Genomic DNA, 16,274 nt, shown 5'->3' with positions numbered 1-16,274 from the left:
TCCCATGACGGTCGGGACGGTCCTGCTGCACCTCTGCACCCCCGGTGAGTGGCGGAGGTGGCTCGACACCGGAGCCGTGGCTCCCCCCTCCCTCGACGAGGTCGGGTTCGTGCACCTGTCGACGCCCGACCAGGTCGCCCTGCCCGCGCAGCGCCTGTTCGCGGGCCGGTCGGACCCAGGGCCCCGGCAAAGTCGTGATGGGTGGGTCCTGAGCTGCGGTGATGTGGGGGGTGGGGGTGGGTGCGGACACAGGCTTGGCGTGATCATGAGGGTGTCGAATCCTTGCTCACGTCAGGAAGCCTGTGTCCGCAGTGTCAGTGTCTCCGATCGTTGCTGCTCTGGAAGGCCTGGAGGTCGGTCCTGACGCGGGGAGAGCCGCGCCGGTCGGTGAGGCGGCGGGGTTGTCGCTGGTGGAGGCCCTGTCGCGAGTGCCGGACCCGCGGAAACCACGCGGTGTCCGCCACGGTGTCCTCGCGGTGTTGCTACTGGGGGCGTGCGCGGTGTTGGCGGGGGCCCGGTCGTTCACCGCGATCGCCGAGTACGCCCATGACGTCGGCCGCGCCGTGCTGGACGTGCTCGGGGTGGGCGCGGTCGCTCCGCACGAGTCGACCATCCGCCGGGTCCTGCAACGGGTCGACGCCTCGGCGCTGGAGGCGGCGTTGCAGTCCTGGGTGTTGCCCCAGCTCAGCGCCCAGCCGGCGGCGGAGGGCACACCCCGGCGAGAACAGCGTCGCGTGCTGGCCTTGGACGGCAAGACCCTGCGCGGCGCCCGCGTCCGTGCCGCCGACGGCAGGGTCTGGCTCCCGCATCTGGTGTCGGTGCTCGACCAGACCAGCGGTGGCGTGCTCGGCCAGGTTCAGGTCGCAGAGAAGGGCAGCGAGATCACCGCGTTCACCGCGCTGCTCGACCCCCTCGACCTCGACGATGTACTGGTCACCGCGGACGCTCTGCACACCCAGCGAGCCCACGCCGACTACCTACACCGCCGCGGCGGGCACTACCTGATGACGATCAAAGCGAACCAGCCCACGCTGCTGGCACGGGTACGGGCGCTGCCCTGGACCCAGATCGGCGTCGCTGATCGTCAACGCGGGCGTGGGCACGGCCGCGTCGAGACCCGCACGATCAGCGTGGTCAGCCTGCACCCCTGTCCCGACCTGGGCGCAGAGTTCTTCCCCCACGCATCCCAGGCGATCAAGCTGGTGCGCCGGCGTCGCCCACTGCGGCCTGGCGGGAAGTGGAGAACCGAGACCGCCTACGCGATCACCAGCCTGACCAGCACCGACGCCGATCCAGGACTGCTCGCCCGCTGGATCCGTGGGCACTGGTCGATCGAGAATCGCCTGCACTGGGTCCGTGATGTCTGCTTCGACGAAGACCGCGCCACCGCCCACACCGGTCACGCCCCGCAGGTCATGTCGGCGTTGCGGAACCTCGCGATCACCGCGCTACGCCTGCACGGCGTCAGCAACATCGCCGCAGCACTCCGCCACCACGCCCGCGACCCCCATCGACCACTGACCACCTACAAGATCATCTAGCGACTTTGCCGGGGCCCTGCGGTCGGACCTGGTCCTGCTCGTCCTCGACCCGGCCCGGATCGACGGCGCCGGGATCGACGTCCGGCGGGAGCCGGGCGTGCCGACCGACCCGGCGTCGATGCGGTTCCCGCACGCCTACGGGGCGGTGCCGGCGTCGGCGGTGCTGATGGTGCTGCCCTACCGGCCCGGCCCGGACGGCTTCTCCGCACCGGAGGTCCCCGAACCCGGCGCGGCGGCGCGGGCGATGGGGTTCGAGCCGTCGATGCTGCGCCGCGGCGCGAGCGCGGAGGAGCCCGTGACCGGCGGCGTCGCGGTCCGGACCGACGCCTGGCCGGTGTCGCGGATGCACAACCGGCTGCTGCTCGACCGCCCGGACCGGACCGATCCGGCCACCGTGCTCGCCGAGGCCGACCGGGCGCTCACCGCGCACGGCCTGCACCCGAACGCGCTGCTGTGGGGACCGGGCGCGGATGAGCTGGCCGACGGTCTGCGCGCCGCCGGGTGGTCGGTCGCGGCGAACGAGGCCATGACCGCCCCCACCACGACCGGCGCGACCCCGGACACGGCGACGGTCACCGAGCTGGACCACCACGAGCTCCGCGGGTTCCGGCGCGCCTCCTGGGCCCGGGACCTGCCCGGCACCGGACCCGACGACCTCGACCAGCTGGTCGACCGCGACACCGGCGACGACCGGGTGCTGGCCCTGCACCGCCTCGCCGTCGTCGTCGACGACCGGGTGGTGGCGGCCGCGACGCTGCGCCGCGACGGTGCGACGGCCTGGCTCGACGCCCTGGAGACCGACCGGGCCCACCGCGGCCGGGGGCACGGCCGGGCGCTGCTGGCCCGCTTCCGCGAGCTCGCCGCCGAGCACGGCTGCGACCTGCTCGCACTGGGCGCCGACGTCGACGACTGGCCGCGGGACTGGTACCGGCGCAGCGGGTTCACTCCGGTCGGCACCCACCTCGAGGCCGCCGCCCCGCGCCGGTGACCCCTCCGGGTCTGGCACGCCCTGTCCTGAGCCCGCCCGGCACCCGCGGAGATCCCTCCCGGCCGCCTCGGCCGTGACCGCACCGGGCACCCTGTGGTCGTGCAGTTGAGCCGTCGATCGTTCCTGCGGGCCGCCGGTGCGACCGCGGCGCTGGCGGGGATTCCGGCGCTGGCCGCGTGCGGGGCCCCGGCCGACACCACCGCCCCTCGGCTGGTGGCCGCGTTCGCCGGTGACGGCCCGCTCGGTGTCCCGGACCCGCACGTGGTGTGGCGGCCGGTGGACCGGGCGCGGGCGGCGGCCGTCGCGGACACGCTGCTGGTCTGGGACCAGGACATGACCCAACGGCCGCACCTGGCCGCGTCGGCGGCGCCGGACCGGACGGGGACGAGATGGCGGATCCGGCTGCGCGACGCCCCCGCCCACGACGGGCGCCCGCTGACCTCGGCCGACGTGCTGGCGTCGCTGCGCCGGATCACCGATCCCGCCACCGGGGCGACGGCGGCACCGCTGCTGGCCGGGCTCGACCTCGCCGCCAGCCGGGCGGTCTCGGCGTCGGAGGTGGAGCTGGTGCTCGGTGCCCCGGACTTCCTGTTCGGCCTCGTCCTGGGCGCGCCGGGCACCGGCATCGTGCGCGACGGCCGCGGCACCCCGCCGGTGGGCACCGGCGCGTTCCGCTGGCTGCCCGGGTCCCCGGACGCGCTCTACCGGCACGACGGCCACTGGCTGGGCGCTGCGCGCTCGCCCGCCGTGGAGTTCGTGGTGGACGACGACGAGGAGAACCGCTACCAGTCCCTCGTGGACGGTCACGTGCACTGGGCACACGACCTGTTCCCGCACAGCGCGCGCCGGCTGCTCGGGCGGGTCGGCACGACGGTGGTGTCCGCGCCGGGCTCGGCGACCCGCTTCCTCGACGTCGGCCCGGCCGGGTCGTCCCCCGGCACCGGTACGGCAGGCGGCACGACCGCCGGGGCGTCCGGCGACGTGCTCGGCGATCCCCGGCTGGCCGAGGCGGTCCGGCTCGGCATCGACCGGACCGAGCTCGTCCGCGAGGTGCTGCTCGACCTCGCCGAGCCGGGCGACGACCTGTTCGGCCCGGGCCTGGCGTATCACCCGGCCGGGTTCGCGCCGGTGGAGCGCGACGTCGCCCGCGCGCGGGAGCTCGTCGCGGCGGCGGGCGCGGACCGGCTGGAGGTGCCGCTGCTGTTCGACCCGTTCGACCCGATGTCGCGCCCGGCCGCCGACACCGTCGTGGAACAGCTCGCCGAGATCGGGCTGACCTGCACGCCACGCGAGCCGGACCCGCCCGACGCCGTCCCGACCCCGGGCATCCGGTTCCGCCGGGCCGCGGCGACCCCGCTCCCGCTGTACCTGCGCGCGGCCGCGGGCCCGGACCCCGCCGACGACGCCCCGCCCGTCGCGACCGCGGGCGAGGACGACGCACCGGCCGCGGCGGGACGGGCCGACGTGGGTGCCCTGCTCGCCACCGCGCGCGGGGTGCCGGACGAGGCACGCCGGGTCGAGGCCCTGCGACGCGCCCAGCTCCTGCTGCGCGACCGCTCGACCGTCTGGTCCTCGGGCGACGAGCACGTCGGCGTGTCCGCCGACCTGACCGGCGTCGAGCCCGCCCGGCCGGACACCGCCACCTGGGCCCGGTTCCACCGGCTGCGGATGGGGTGACCCGCTGCGGGCGGGGCTCCGAACCGCTCCCGGCCGCAGGACGGGCCGTGCCGCAGCCGGGTCACGGCAGGGCCACGGCACCGCCCGCCGGGCCTCAGGCGCCGGCGTGCTCGCGCAGCAGCGCCGCCGTCTCGCGGGTGACCTCGGCGTGCAGCCGACAGTGCTCGTGGTGGTCGGCGTGGGCGCCGCAGGCCGCGGCGGACGCCTCGCAGGCCAGCGCGGCGGCCGAGGCGGCGGCCTCGCCGACGGCCTTGTCCCCGGTGCGGCGGCCGAGCACGGCCGCGGCGGCGGTGCAGAGGTCGGCGGCGTCGAGCGCCAGCAGGACCTCGGTCTCCATCCCGCCGGAGGCGACCATCGCCGAGGCGCAGGCGGTGCTAGCGCGGGCGGCGTCGTGCAGCTTCTCGACGACGGCGGCCGGGGTGGTGACGCCGGCGGCGTCCAGGACGTGGTGGCTCACGGGATCTCCCTCTCGATGGTGGAACGGTCGGCGGCGGAGTACCCCACGGCGGGCCCTGCCTACCCGCCGCGCCTCGTCGACCACGACCGTCCGCCGGGCCGGTGCCGCCGGACACCCGTCGTCGCCGTGATCACCTGAACAGTTCGTCAGGTGTCACGTAGGGTCGGGGCGTGTCCGCCCTCCCCGCCGTCACCGCCTGCCGGGGGTGCTGCTGCGGCTCCGGCCGCAAGCACCCCGGCCTCGACCGCGACCACCACGACCGGCTGCTCGACCGGCTGACCGACGGCCTGGCCGGGCACGCCCGGCTGCGCACCAGCGAGTGCCTGGGCCCGTGCGCGGACTCCGACGTCCTGGTGGTCGCCCCGGCGCCCGGGGCCCGCCGGGCGGGCGCCCGGCCGGTCTGGCTCCGTGCGGTCCTGGACGCCGCGACCACGGACGCGGTCGCGGCCTGGGTGCGCGCCGGCGGGCCGGGACTCGCCGCCGTCCCGCCAGCACTCGCGGGGCACGTGTTCACCCCCGGCCCCCGGGCGACGGCCGAGGGGCGGGCGGCGGGCTGACCCCGGACCGCCGGTCACCGAGGGGGGTTGCATCCGCACCGATGGGGGGATGGAGTAGCTCCGCCCACAAGATGTAGTGTCCAGACCACTGGTGGTTCACCGGCCCGCCCGGGCCGGTGAGGCAAGAGGGAACCCGGTGGGAATCCGGGACTGCCCCGCAGCGGTGAACGGGAACGACCGCCGTCAACAGCACTGGGAGTGATCCCGGGAAGCGACGGCCAGTAGGTGTGAGCAGTGCGCCCGTGAGTCCGAAGACCTGCCACCGGTGCGCGTACCGACCGGTGCGCGCTGCTCCGGGGCCTCGTGGGACGGCACCAGGGTGCGGTGGGCCGCCGACGACACGCGACCCGCCGCCTCCTCGCACCGCGCCCGCCCCCGGAGGCGACGGCGACTCGCGAGGAGAGAGCCCGTGACGGCTTCCACCGCTGCACCGGCAACAGCACCCCCGGCCCTGCGCGTCATCCGGCGCGACGGCTCCGAGACCGGGTTCGACGCCACGAAGATCTCGGTGGCGACGACCAAGGCGTTCCTGGCGGTCGAGGGGGACTCGGGCGCGACGTCGTCGCGGCTGCACCACCTCGTGGCCGGGCTGACCGACCAGGTCGTCGCGGCGCTGACCCGGCACCCGGCGCACGCCGTGCACGTCGAGCAGATCCAGGACCAGGTCGAGCTCGCCCTGATGCGCGGCGGCCACCACAAGGTAGCCCGTTCCTACGTGCTCTACCGCGAGCAGCAGGCACGGGCCCGGGAACGCGACGGCGGGGACCGCGCGTCGGACGCGCCGGTCGTGCACGTCACCGGGCCCGACGGCAGCCGGACCCCACTGGACCGCGACCGGGTCGCCGCGGTGCTCGGCGAGGCGTGCGACGGCATCGACGACGTCGCGCCGGAGCCGGTGCTCGCCGAGCTGGACCGCACCGTCTACGACGGCATCACCGCCGACGAGCTGGCCCAGGCCCTGGTCCTGGCCGCCCGCACCCTGGTCGAGCGCGAGCCCGCGTACTCCCTGGTGGCGTCGCGACTGCTGCTGGACCGGCTCCGCGCCGAGGCCGTCTCGCACCTGGCGGGCACCCGGGAGACCCCGGACCACGCGACGATGACCGAGCGGTACGCGTCCTACACGAAGGACTACCTGCGCCACGCCATCGCGATCGGCCTGGTCGACCCCGAGCTCGCGACCTTCGACCTGGACCGGGTCACCGCCGCCCTCCGCCCGGACCGTGACCTGCAGATCGGCTTCCTCGGCCTGCAGACCCTCTACGACCGCTACTTCCTGCACGAGCGCGGCGTGCGCTTCGAGCTGCCGCAGGCGTTCTTCCTGCGGGTCGCGATGGGACTGGCGGTGCGCGAGATCGACCGCGAGGCCCGGGCGATCGAGTTCTACGAGGTCCTGTCGAGCTTCGACTTCATGGCCTCGACCCCGACGCTGTTCAACTCCGGCACCACCCGGCCGCAGCTGTCGTCGTGCTTCCTCACCACCGTCGACGACGACCTGGAGTCGATCTTCGGCGGCTACCGGAACAACGCGCTGCTGGCCAAGTACTCCGGCGGGCTCGGCAACGACTGGACCCCGGTCCGCGGCCTCGGCGCGCACATCCGCGGCACCAACGGCGTCTCCCAGGGGGTGGTGCCGTTCCTCAAGATCGCCGGGGACACGGCCGTCGCGGTGAACCAGGGCGGCAAGCGCAAGGGCGCGGCGTGCGCCTACCTGGAGACCTGGCACGTCGACATCGAGGAGTTCCTCGACCTGCGCAAGAACACCGGCGACGACCGCCGCCGGACCCACGACATGAACACCGCGAACTGGGTGCCCGACGAGTTCCTGCGCCGCGTGCAGGCCGACGCCGAGTGGACTCTGTTCTCCCCGGACGAGGTGCCCGACCTGCACGACCTCTACGGCACCGCGTTCGCCCAGCGGTACCGCGAGTACGAGGCGGCCGCGGCGCGCGGCGAGGTCCGGGTGCACCGCACGGTGCGCGCGGTCGAGCTGTGGCGGCGGATGCTGACCATGCTGTTCGAGACCGGGCACCCGTGGATCACGTTCAAGGACCCGTGCAACCTGCGCAGCCCGCAGCAGCACGCGGGGGTGGTGCACTCGTCGAACCTGTGCACCGAGATCACCCTCAACACCCGCGCCGGCGACGAGGGCGAGGTCGCGGTCTGCAACCTCGGCTCGGTGAACCTCGCCGCGCACGTCACGCGCGACGGGCTCGACGCGGACAAGCTCCGCCGCACGGTGACGACCGCGGTGCGGATGCTCGACAACGTCGTGGACATCAACTTCTACACGATCCCCGAGGCCCGCCGGTCCAACCTGCGCCACCGCCCGGTCGGCCTGGGCATGATGGGCTTCTCCGACGCGCTGTTCGTCCAGCGCATCGCCCCCGCGAGCGACGCGGCCGTCGAGTTCGCCGACACCTCGGCCGAGCTCCTGAGCTTCCACGCGATCACCGCGTCGTCGGACCTGGCGGTCGAGCGCGGCCGCTACGCCAGCTTCGACGGGTCGCTGTGGAGCCGCGGGATCCTGCCGCTGGACTCGCTCGACCTGCTGGCCGCCGCCCGCGGCGACGGCGAGCTCGAGATCGACCGGTCGTCCACGCTGGACTGGGACACACTGCGGGAGAAGGTCCGCACCCAGGGAATGCGCAACTCCAACGTGCTCGCGATCGCCCCGACGGCGACGATCTCGAACATCTGCGGGGTCGGGCAGTCGATCGAGCCGATCCACCTCAACCTGTACGTGAAGTCCAACATGTCCGGCGACTTCACCGTGATCAACCCGCACCTGGTCCGCGACCTCAAGGAGCGCGGGCTGTGGGACGAGGTGATGGTCGCCGACCTGAAGTACTTCGACGGGTCGCTGGCCGAGATCGACCGGGTCCCCGCCGACCTGAAGGAGCTCTACGCGACCGCGTTCGAGATCGAGCCGAGCCGGCTCGTGGCCGCGGCGTCGCGCCGGCAGAAATGGCTCGACCAGGCCCAGTCGCTGAACCTCTACCTGGCCTCCCCCAGCGGCCGCGCCCTGGACGAGCTCTACCGCCTGGCCTGGCGTTCGGGCCTCAAGACCACCTACTACCTGCGCACCCGCGCGGCGACGGCCGTCGAGAAGTCCACCCTCACCGGCACCGACGGCCGGCTCACCGGCGTGCCCAGCACCCCCGCGGCCTCCCCCGCCCCGGCGGCCCCGGCACCGTCGCCCGCGGCGACCGTGCCCGCGGTCCCCGTCACCGCCCCCGATCTCGACCCGGGCGCCGCCTGCTCGGTCGACGACCCCGACTGCGAGGCCTGCCAGTGAGCACCCCGACCACCGACCGCCACACGGGCGCCGACACCAGCGGGCTCGGCGAGATCGCCCGCGGTGCCGCTCCGATCGACGCCGACGACAAGCGCATGATCAACGCGCGGGCCGACGTCAACCAGCTCCTGCCGCTCAAGTACACCTGGGCCTGGGAGAAGTACCTGGCCGGCTGCGCCAACCACTGGATGCCGACCGAGGTCGCCATGCAGGCCGACATCGCGCTGTGGCGCTCCCCCGGCGGCCTCACCGACGACGAGCGCCTGATGCTCACCCGCAACCTCGGCTTCTTCGCCACCGCCGAGTCGCTGGTCGCGAACAACATCGTGCTCGCCGTCTACCGCCACCTCACCAACCCCGAGTGCCGCCAGTACCTGCTGCGGCAGTCGTTCGAGGAGGCGGTGCACACCCACACGTTCCAGTACGTGTGCGAGTCCCTCGGGCTCGACGAGGGCGAGCTGTTCAACGCCTACCGGACCGTCCCGTCGATCACCGAGAAGGACGCCTGGGCGCTGCGCTACACCCAGGCGCTGTCCGACCCGGACTTCCGCACCGGCACCCCGGAGAACGACCGCGCGTTCCTGCGCGACCTGGTCGCCTTCTACGTGGTGTTCGAGGGCATGTGGTTCTACACCGGGTTCGCCCAGATCCTCGCGCTCGGCCGGCGCAACAAGATGGTGGGCATCGCCGAGCAGTACCAGTACATCCTGCGCGACGAGTCGATCCACCTGAACTTCGGCATCGACTGCATCAACCAGATCAAGATCGAGAACCCGCACCTGTGGACCGCGGGGTTCGTCGCGGAGATCCGGACGATGCTGCGGGAGGCGTGCGAGCTGGAGGTCGCCTACGCCCGCGACACCATGCCCCGCGGGATGCTCGGGCTCACCGCCGAGTCCTGCGAGCGGTACCTGCGGTTCATCACCGACCGGCGCGCCGAGCAGATCGGGCTCGCCCCGCTGTTCGGGGAGCCGGAGAACCCGTTCCCGTGGATGAGCGAGGCGATGGACCTGCGCAAGGAGAAGAACTTCTTCGAGACGCGGGTGACCGAGTACCGCACCGGGGGCTCGCTGGACTGGGACTGACGGCGGAGCGGACGGGCCGGCCGACGTCGGTCCGTCCGCTCATCCGTTCAGGCGCACCTACCCGAAAGGCGAGGGATCTTCCGGGCACCGCCGCAGCAGCGTCGCCAATCACCGGCAGCAGCCATGACACCGCGGCTGCGGTGGGCGCACGGTGGCCGCGATCGCGCCGCCCGCTCCGGGCGGCCCCGACGCCGGGAGTCCGTCGATGTCCGCCCCCCAGCCCGTCCCCACCGGGGCCCCCTCCCCCACCCGCCGGTGGCGTGCCGCCCTCGACCGCCACGACCGCCGGTCGCTCGCCGGCATGCTCGGGTTCATCGCGCTGCTGCACGTCCTGGGGTTCGGCGTGCTCGCCTACACCCTCGGCCTGCGGCACGCCTTCGACGCCGACCACATCGCCGCGATCGACAACACCACCCGCAAGCTGCTCGCCGACGGCGGCCGCCGACCGCTGTCGGTCGGGTTCTGGTTCTCCCTCGGCCACTCGACGGTGGTGTTCGCCCTGACCTTCCTGCTCGGGCTCGGGGTCCGGGCACTCGCCGGGCAGGTCGGCGACGACGACTCCACCCTGCACGCCGTCACCGGGATCATCGGGTCGTCGGTGTCCGGGGTGTTCCTGTGGATCATCGGGCTGCTCAACCTGGTCGTGCTGGTCGGGATCGTCGGGGTGTTCCGGCGGATGCGGCGCGGCGAGTACAGCGAGGCCGAGCTGGAGGAGCACCTCGCCAAGCGGGGCCTGATGAACCGCTTCCTCGGTGGGCTGGCCCGGTCGGTGCGCAAGCCATGGCACATCTACCCGATCGGCTTCCTGTTCGGGCTCGGCTTCGACACCGCGACCGAGGTGACACTGCTCGTGCTGGCCGGCGGTGCCGCCGCGTTCGCCCTGCCGTTCTACGCGATCCTCGTGCTGCCGGTGCTGTTCGCGGCCGGGATGAGCCTGCTCGACACCGTCGACGGCGTCTTCATGAACGTCGCCTACGGCTGGGCCTTCGCCCGGCCGGTGCGCAAGGTCTACTACAACATCACCATCACGGCGCTGTCCGTCGCCGTCGCGCTGGTCATCGGCACCATCGAGCTCGTGAGCGTGCTGGTGCAGGAGACCGGGACCACCTCCGCGCCGCTGGTCGCGGTCGCCGACATCCCGCTCGACGACGCCGGCTACGGCATCGTCGGCCTCTTCGTCGTCGCCTGGCTGGTGGCGCTCGCGGTCTGGCGGTTCGGCCGGGTCGAGCAGCGGTGGGCCGCCGCGCCCACGGAGGGCCCGACGGAGGCCGTCAGGAGGTGACGGGCATCTGCTCGGCCACGTCCGCCATGTCCTGTTCGGTCGGCGCGTCGTCCTGGGTCAGGTCGCGCCGCCAGTACCCGGTGAACGCGACCCGGGCCTTGTCGAGTCCGCGCTCGCCGACCAGGTGGCGGCGGACCGCCCGCACCGCGGACGCCTCACCGGCGACCCAGGCGAACACCGGCTTCGCCGGGGTCGCCGGGAGCTCCACCGCGCGCACCGCGTCGAGCAGGGTGCCCGCGCCGCGGTGCACCCAGTGCACGTCGGCGCCGAGGAGCTCCTGCTCCTCCTCCGGTCCGGCGACCTCGACGACCGCGACCGCCCGGGTGCCGGCCGGGAGCTGCTCCACGATCGCGCCGATCGCGGGCAGCGCGGTCTCGTCGCCGACCAGCAGCCGCACCGGCTCGCCGTCCGGGCTGCGGTACCCCGCGACGGCCGGGCCCAGCACCCCGACCGGGTCGCCGATGGCGGCCCGCGCCGCCCAGCGGCTCGCCGGGCCGGCGTGCCCGCCCCCCGGCTCCCCCTCCCCGTGCAGCACGAAGTCGACGACCATCCGGCCGGCGTCGGGGTCCAGGGCGCGCACGGTGTAGGAGCGCATCCACGGCCGTCGTTGTTCGGGCACGGCCAGGTAGCGGGCATACCAGCCGGCGACACTGCCGTCGTCGGGGGCCGGCGGGATCTCGGGCACGCCGCCGTCGCGGGCGAAGAACAGCTTCACCTGCTGGTCGGGGGCGACCTGCTCGACGCCGACCAGGTCGTCGGAGTCGAGAGTGATCCGGCGCATCCGCGGGGTCAGCGGCTCGATGCCGCTCACCCGGGCGATCGCGTAGGACGGCAGTGGTGCGGTCATGAGGGCTCCCCGGTTCCGACGAGCCGCCAGCCGCGGGCGCGGCGGCGGGAGTTCCAGAAGGCGGCGTACCGGCCCTGCTGGGCCAGCAGCTCGGCGGGCGTGCCGACCTCGGCGACCCGCCCGTCGTCGAGCACGACGATTCGGTCGGCGCCGACCACCGTGGGCAGCCGGTGGGCGATCACCAGGACGGTGCTGCGCTGCGCCAGGACCCGCATCGACTCCGTGAAGAACCGCTCGTTCTCCGGGTCGAGCGCGGCGGTGGCCTCGTCGAGCAGCACGATGTCGGCGTTCTTGAGCAGCGCGCGGGCGACCGACACCCGCTGGCGCTCCCCGCCCGACAGCGACGTGCCGCCCTCCCCGACCCGGGTGTCCCAGCCGTCGGGGAGCCGCTCGACGATCTCGGTCACCCCGGCCAGCCGGGCGGCCTCGGCGACCTCGGCGTCGGTGGCGGCCGGGCGGCCGAGACGGACGTTGGCCTCCAGCGTCCCGTCGAACAGGTAGACGTCCTGGAAGACCAGCGCCAGCTGGGCCATCAGGTCCTCGGTGGTCTGGTCCCGGACGTCGGCACCGCCCACCCGCACGGTGCCGGTGTCGACGTCCCAGAAGCGCGCGACCAGCCGGGTCACCGTGGTCTTGCCCGACCCGGACGCGCCGACCAGCGCGACCGTCTCGCGCGGCGCGATTCGCAGCGTGACGTCGCGCAGCACCGGCGTCGACGGCTCGTAGCCGAACCCGACCCCGTCGAGCTCGACGGCCCCGGGCTCGTGCCGCTCCGCCGACCAGTGCGGCTCGGGCAGCGGCTCCTCGCGCAGCACCGCCACCAGCCGGCCCAGGTCGTTGCGGGCGATCCGGACGACGCCGGCGTAGTCGCCGACCTCGGCCAGCGGGCCGGTGAACCGGGCGGCCAGCGCGACCAGCGCCACCATCCGGAGGGCGTCGAGCGTGCCGCCGAGCACCAGGTACACGCCGGTCAGCAGGATCGCGCTGAACGTCAGCTGCACCGCGAACCCCCCGGTCACGATGCCCGCCGTCGCCAGCCACACCGAGCGCCGCCCCGCGCGGTACTGGGCGTCGATCGCGTCCTCCAACGGCCGGTGCCCGGCGGCGCCGCGGCCGAACGCCCGCAGCACCCGCTGGGTCCGGGCGAACTCCACGACCCGGTTGCCCGCGGCCACCGCGGCGGCGTCGTCGAGCGCGTCGCCGCGCCCCACCCAGGACGCCGACGCCCGGAACGCCAGCCAGAGCACCGGCACGCACACCAGCGCGGCCAGCGCGAGCCGCACGTCGAACAGCAGCATCGCCAGCACGATCGTCGCCGGCGTCACCACCGCGACGACCAGCGGTGTCAGCAGGTGCGCGAACAGCCCCGCGATCATCGTGGTGCCGCCGGTGGCGATCCGCGACAGCCGGCCGACCCGCTCCGAGGAGAACCAGCCCAGCGGCAGCGCGGACACGTGGTCCCCGAGCCGTTCGTGCAGCGTCGTCAGCACGACCAGGGCGACGCCGAAGCCCGCCATCGCCTGCACGTAGTAGAGGACGCAGGCGGCCACGACCGCCACCGCCAGCACCCCCACCCAGGTCAGGGCGGCACCGGTGTCCCCGGCGAACAGCGCCTCCAGGAACGGCACGAGCAGGACCGTCGCGACGCCCTGGAGGACACCGAACGCGCTCACCCACCCCAGGTAGGCGTAGAGCCTGCGCCGGTGTTCCGGCCCCAGGATCAGCAACAGGTCGCCGATCACGTCAGCTCCTCCCCCACCCGGTGGGCGGTCCACATCGCGGCGTAGCGGCCGCCGCGGGCCAGCAGCTCGGTGTGCGTGCCGGTCTCGCGCACGACCCCGCCGTCGACGACGGCGATCCGGTCGGCCCCGGTGACCGTCGAGAGCCGGTGCGCGACGACGATCACCGTCCGCCCGCGGGCCAGCTCCGACAGCGCATCCTGGATGTCGGCCTCGGACTCCGGGTCGGCGAACGCGGTCGCCTCGTCGAGGACCAGGACCGGGGTGTCGGCGAGCAGGGCCCTGGCGATCGACACGCGCTGTGCCTCGCCACCGGAGAGCAGCGCGTCCTCGCCGACGACGGAGTCGTAGCCGCGGGGCAGCGCCAGGACCCGCTCGTGGATCCGGGCGGCCCGGCAGGCGGCGTGCAGCTCCTCGTCGGGGGCGTCGGGTCGGCCCAGCCGCACGTTGTCCGCGATGCTCCCGTGCACGAGCTGCACGTCCTGCAGGACGAAGCCGACGTGGCGGTAGAGCACCTCGGGTGCGATCTCCCGGACGTCGACGCCGCCGATCCGGACCGCGCCGCCGGTGACGTCGTGGAACCGGGCGACCAGGGTGGCCAGCGTCGACTTGCCCGCCCCGGACGGCCCGACCAGTGCGCTCACCGTCCCCTCCGGACAGTCCAGGTCGATCCCGCGCAGCACCTCGCCGCCGCCGGGGTAGGCGAACCGCACCCCGTCGAACTCGACCCGGTGCCCGGACGGCACCCGCGGCGCGTCGGGGACCGGCAGCACCGGGGTGTCGAGCAGCTCGTGGATGCGGCGCGCGGCCGCGGCGGCGGTGCGCCGGTTCGACGCCCCGAAGCCGAGCGCGGTGATCGTGGTCGGGACGACGAGCGACACCAGGATCCCGGTCATCGCCTCGACCGGGGTGACCCAGCCGGCGTCGACGAACCACAGCACGCCCGCGCAGGACACGAGCAGCACCACCGGGGCGGAGAGCGCCATCGCGGCGAACGCCTCGACCCGCAGCATCGGCCCGACCCACTCGGCGTAGAAGCGGCCGAAGTCGCGGGCGGCCTCGGCGTAGCCGCGGTGCGCGCGCCGGGCCTGGCCGAAGGTCTTGACGACCGCGATGCCGGAGACGAACTCGACGACCGCGCTGCTGATCCGGGCGTTCCCGGCGGCCATCTGGTCGACCTTCGCGGCGTAGCCGCGCATCATCCAGGCGTAGGCGGCCGCGTAGAACGGCACCGTGACCAGCGCGAGCAGTGCGAGGCGCCAGTCCAGCCAGGCGAGGTAGCCGACCCCGGCGAGCGGCAGGACCCAGGCCGCGACCCACTCGACGGGATGGTGGGCGACGACCTGGTGCAGGTCGTGCACGTCGTCCTGGGCCGCCTTGCGCACCAGTCCCGAGGAGCGCTCGGAGAACCAGCCCAGCGGCACCCGCCCCAGGTGGGCGGTCATCCGGCGGCGCAGCACCGCCTGCAGCCGGACGTCGGCGAGGTGGGTGATCGCGAGCGCCAGCCCGGTCAGCCCGGCCCGGGCGCCGAGCCCGGCGAGGACCAGCCACACCGCGGCCTCGACGGCGGACCGGTCCACCGGGCCGGGTGCGAGCAGCGCGTCGGCGAGCCCGGCCAGAGCCACGAAGGGGACGAGCCCGGCGGCGGCGCCGAGTGCGCCGAGCACCTGCGCGACCCGGATCCGGCCGGCGACGGGTCGCAGCAGCTCGGTCAGCGCGGCGGCCTCGGCCCGCTGCCGCGACGGCGGGGCGTCGGGTTCGGCCGCCGGTGCGGCGACCTGGTCGGTTGTTGCCGTCACGACGTCTCCAGCAGCGGTCGCAGGGTCTCGATCAGGGCGGGGGTGGACGCCGGGTTCGGCGTCAGCAGCAGGGCGGAGTCGGCGACGGACAGCAGGTGCAGGCGGCCCTCGCGCACCAGCGGGCCGCGCGCCACCAGCGGTCGGGTGGTGAACTCCCGGCCCTCGCCGTCGGTGGGCACGCCGATCAGCACGACGTCGGCGTCGTCGAGCAGGCCGAGCTGCTCGTCGGGGAGCTGCGCGATGCCGGCCTGCCACGGCGGCAGCGCGGCGACCGCCGGTGGGACGGTGAGACCGATCCGCTCGAAGAACCGGACCGACGGGCCGTCCGGGGCGGTCACCAGATAGGTGGTCCCGGCCGCGTACTGGCCGAAGACGTAGCGCCGGTCCGGGCCCAGCTCCGCGCGGAACCGGGCGAGTGCGGCGTCGGACCGGGCGATCAGGGCCTCGGCGGCGTCGGCACGGCCGAGTGCGGCACCGATCATCCGCGTGAGGTCCTCGCCGGCGTCCTGCAGCAGCGCGTGACGGTACGACACCGTCGGGGCGATCGTCGCCAGCCGCGGATAGGCCGCCGCGTAGCCCGGCTGCGCGGTCGTCATCAGGATGAGGTCCGGCCGCAGCGCCGCGACGGCCTCGAGGTCGGGCGCGAGGGGATCGAGTGTCGACACCCCGGCCGGCAGCGGCGGGTCGACCCCGCGCCAGGACCCGTCCGGCGCGGCGGGGTTGCGCACCGCCCCGACGACCGGGGCACCCAGCGCGCTCGCGATCTGTGCGTCGCCCGCCCCCAGGACGACGACCCGCTGCGGGGGCGCGGGCACCACGGCCTCCCCCTGGCCGTGCGGGACCGTCACCGGGAACGCCGCACCCGCGGGCCCGGCCGGGTCACTCGTTCCGGTGACCCCGGGCGCGCACCCGGACAGCGCGACCAACCCGGCCAGGACCAGCACCGACCATGGGATCCGCACGCCGCCTCCTCTATGATGATTAGGCGAACCTTAGCTATCTCTGAA

General features: G+C 74.4%; 14 protein-coding genes and 1 riboswitch. Of the genes, 9 read left to right on the top strand and 5 right to left on the bottom strand.

Going from position 1 to position 16,274, the window contains the following annotated elements:
• Positions 1-4 precede the first annotated feature (4 nt).
• The 4 genes from KPL59_RS20765 to KPL59_RS20750 all read left to right on the top strand — a co-directional run bounded on the left by KPL59_RS20765 (position 5) and on the right by KPL59_RS20750 (position 4,206).
• Positions 5-364: a DUF952 domain-containing protein gene (locus tag KPL59_RS20765; RefSeq protein WP_226361732.1), complete on the top strand. Its 360-nt coding sequence runs from the start codon at positions 5-7 to the stop codon at positions 362-364.
• Positions 318-1,541, top strand: a complete 1,224-nt coding sequence (locus KPL59_RS20760) for an ISAs1 family transposase (protein WP_226351754.1) — start codon at positions 318-320, stop codon at positions 1,539-1,541. Before KPL59_RS20765 ends, KPL59_RS20760 begins: the two co-directional genes overlap by 47 nt.
• 16 nt (positions 1,542-1,557) lie before the next feature.
• A complete protein-coding gene (locus KPL59_RS37055; RefSeq protein WP_374111661.1) occupies positions 1,558-2,529 on the top strand; it encodes a GNAT family N-acetyltransferase in 972 nt (323 codons plus the stop codon).
• Positions 2,530-2,628: 99 nt separating this feature from the next.
• Positions 2,629-4,206: an ABC transporter substrate-binding protein gene (locus KPL59_RS20750; RefSeq protein WP_226361730.1), complete on the top strand. Its 1,578-nt coding sequence runs from the start codon at positions 2,629-2,631 to the stop codon at positions 4,204-4,206.
• 94 nt (positions 4,207-4,300) lie between these two features.
• Here the strand turns inward: KPL59_RS20750 and KPL59_RS20745 are convergent, their stop codons facing one another.
• Positions 4,301-4,663, bottom strand: a complete 363-nt coding sequence (locus tag KPL59_RS20745) for a four-helix bundle copper-binding protein (RefSeq protein ID WP_149663414.1) — start codon at positions 4,661-4,663, stop codon at positions 4,301-4,303.
• Between the two features lie 15 nt (positions 4,664-4,678).
• Between KPL59_RS20745 and KPL59_RS35865 the strand changes: the two genes are divergently transcribed.
• The 5 genes from KPL59_RS35865 to KPL59_RS20725 all read left to right on the top strand — a co-directional run bounded on the left by KPL59_RS35865 (position 4,679) and on the right by KPL59_RS20725 (position 10,882).
• Entirely contained in the window at positions 4,679-4,801 is a 123-nt protein-coding gene (locus KPL59_RS35865; RefSeq protein ID WP_020621844.1) for a hypothetical protein, read from the top strand.
• A 32-nt stretch (positions 4,802-4,833) separates the two neighbouring features.
• Positions 4,834-5,220: a hypothetical protein gene (locus tag KPL59_RS20740; RefSeq protein WP_075333935.1), complete on the top strand. Its 387-nt coding sequence runs from the start codon at positions 4,834-4,836 to the stop codon at positions 5,218-5,220.
• Between the two features lie 75 nt (positions 5,221-5,295).
• Positions 5,296-5,499, top strand: a riboswitch (cobalamin riboswitch).
• A gap of 130 nt (positions 5,500-5,629) precedes the next feature.
• Complete coding sequence (locus KPL59_RS20735; RefSeq protein ID WP_226361729.1) at positions 5,630-8,515, top strand: ribonucleoside-diphosphate reductase subunit alpha; 2,886 nt, start codon at positions 5,630-5,632, stop codon at positions 8,513-8,515.
• On the top strand, positions 8,512-9,600 hold the full coding sequence (locus KPL59_RS20730; RefSeq protein WP_020624607.1) for a ribonucleotide-diphosphate reductase subunit beta: 1,089 nt from the start codon (positions 8,512-8,514) through the stop codon (positions 9,598-9,600). The genes KPL59_RS20735 and KPL59_RS20730 overlap by 4 nt, the downstream gene beginning before the upstream one ends.
• Positions 9,601-9,805: 205 nt before the next feature.
• Positions 9,806-10,882 carry a HoxN/HupN/NixA family nickel/cobalt transporter gene (locus KPL59_RS20725; RefSeq protein ID WP_374111647.1) on the top strand — a complete coding sequence of 359 codons (1,077 nt, stop codon included), beginning with the start codon at positions 9,806-9,808 and terminating at the stop codon, positions 10,880-10,882.
• On the opposite strand, the gene KPL59_RS20720 is transcribed toward KPL59_RS20725, so the two are convergent.
• The 4 genes from KPL59_RS20720 to KPL59_RS20705 are packed head-to-tail and all read right to left on the bottom strand — an operon-like array spanning position 10,872 to position 16,229.
• The gene (locus KPL59_RS20720; protein WP_226361728.1) at positions 10,872-11,729 is read right to left on the bottom strand and encodes a siderophore-interacting protein; all 858 of its coding nucleotides are present in this window, start codon (positions 11,727-11,729) and stop codon (positions 10,872-10,874) included. The genes KPL59_RS20725 and KPL59_RS20720 overlap by 11 nt on opposite strands.
• Positions 11,726-13,471, bottom strand: coding sequence for an ABC transporter ATP-binding protein (locus KPL59_RS20715; RefSeq protein WP_226361727.1), 1,746 nt, complete (start codon positions 13,469-13,471; stop codon positions 11,726-11,728). Before KPL59_RS20715 ends, KPL59_RS20720 begins: the two co-directional genes overlap by 4 nt.
• Entirely contained in the window at positions 13,468-15,267 is a 1,800-nt protein-coding gene (locus tag KPL59_RS20710) for an ABC transporter ATP-binding protein (RefSeq protein WP_226361726.1), read from the bottom strand. Before KPL59_RS20710 ends, KPL59_RS20715 begins: the two co-directional genes overlap by 4 nt.
• The gene (locus tag KPL59_RS20705; protein ID WP_226361725.1) at positions 15,264-16,229 is read right to left on the bottom strand and encodes an ABC transporter substrate-binding protein; all 966 of its coding nucleotides are present in this window, start codon (positions 16,227-16,229) and stop codon (positions 15,264-15,266) included. The genes KPL59_RS20710 and KPL59_RS20705 overlap by 4 nt, the downstream gene beginning before the upstream one ends.
• Positions 16,230-16,274: the final 45 nt, after the last annotated feature.

The sequence above is a fragment of the Pseudonocardia sp. ICBG1142 genome, assembly GCF_020496255.1.
Lineage (GTDB): Bacteria > Actinomycetota > Actinomycetes > Mycobacteriales > Pseudonocardiaceae > Pseudonocardia.
Note: the sequence above shows the minus strand (reverse complement) of the source record. Positions and strands in the feature narration are given on the sequence as shown.

Excerpts from the sequence above, each read along its gene's own strand:
- KPL59_RS20765 (WP_226361732.1), top strand. The coding sequence starts at position 5 with ATGACGGTCGGGACGGTCCTGCTGCACCTCTGCACCCCCGGTGAGTGG.
- KPL59_RS35865 (WP_020621844.1), top strand. The coding sequence starts at position 4,679 with ATGGTGGAACGGTCGGCGGCGGAGTACCCCACGGCGGGCCCTGCCTAC.
- KPL59_RS20725 (WP_374111647.1), top strand. The coding sequence starts at position 9,806 with ATGTCCGCCCCCCAGCCCGTCCCCACCGGGGCCCCCTCCCCCACCCGC.
- KPL59_RS20720 (WP_226361728.1), bottom strand. The coding sequence starts at position 11,729 with ATGACCGCACCACTGCCGTCCTACGCGATCGCCCGGGTGAGCGGCATC.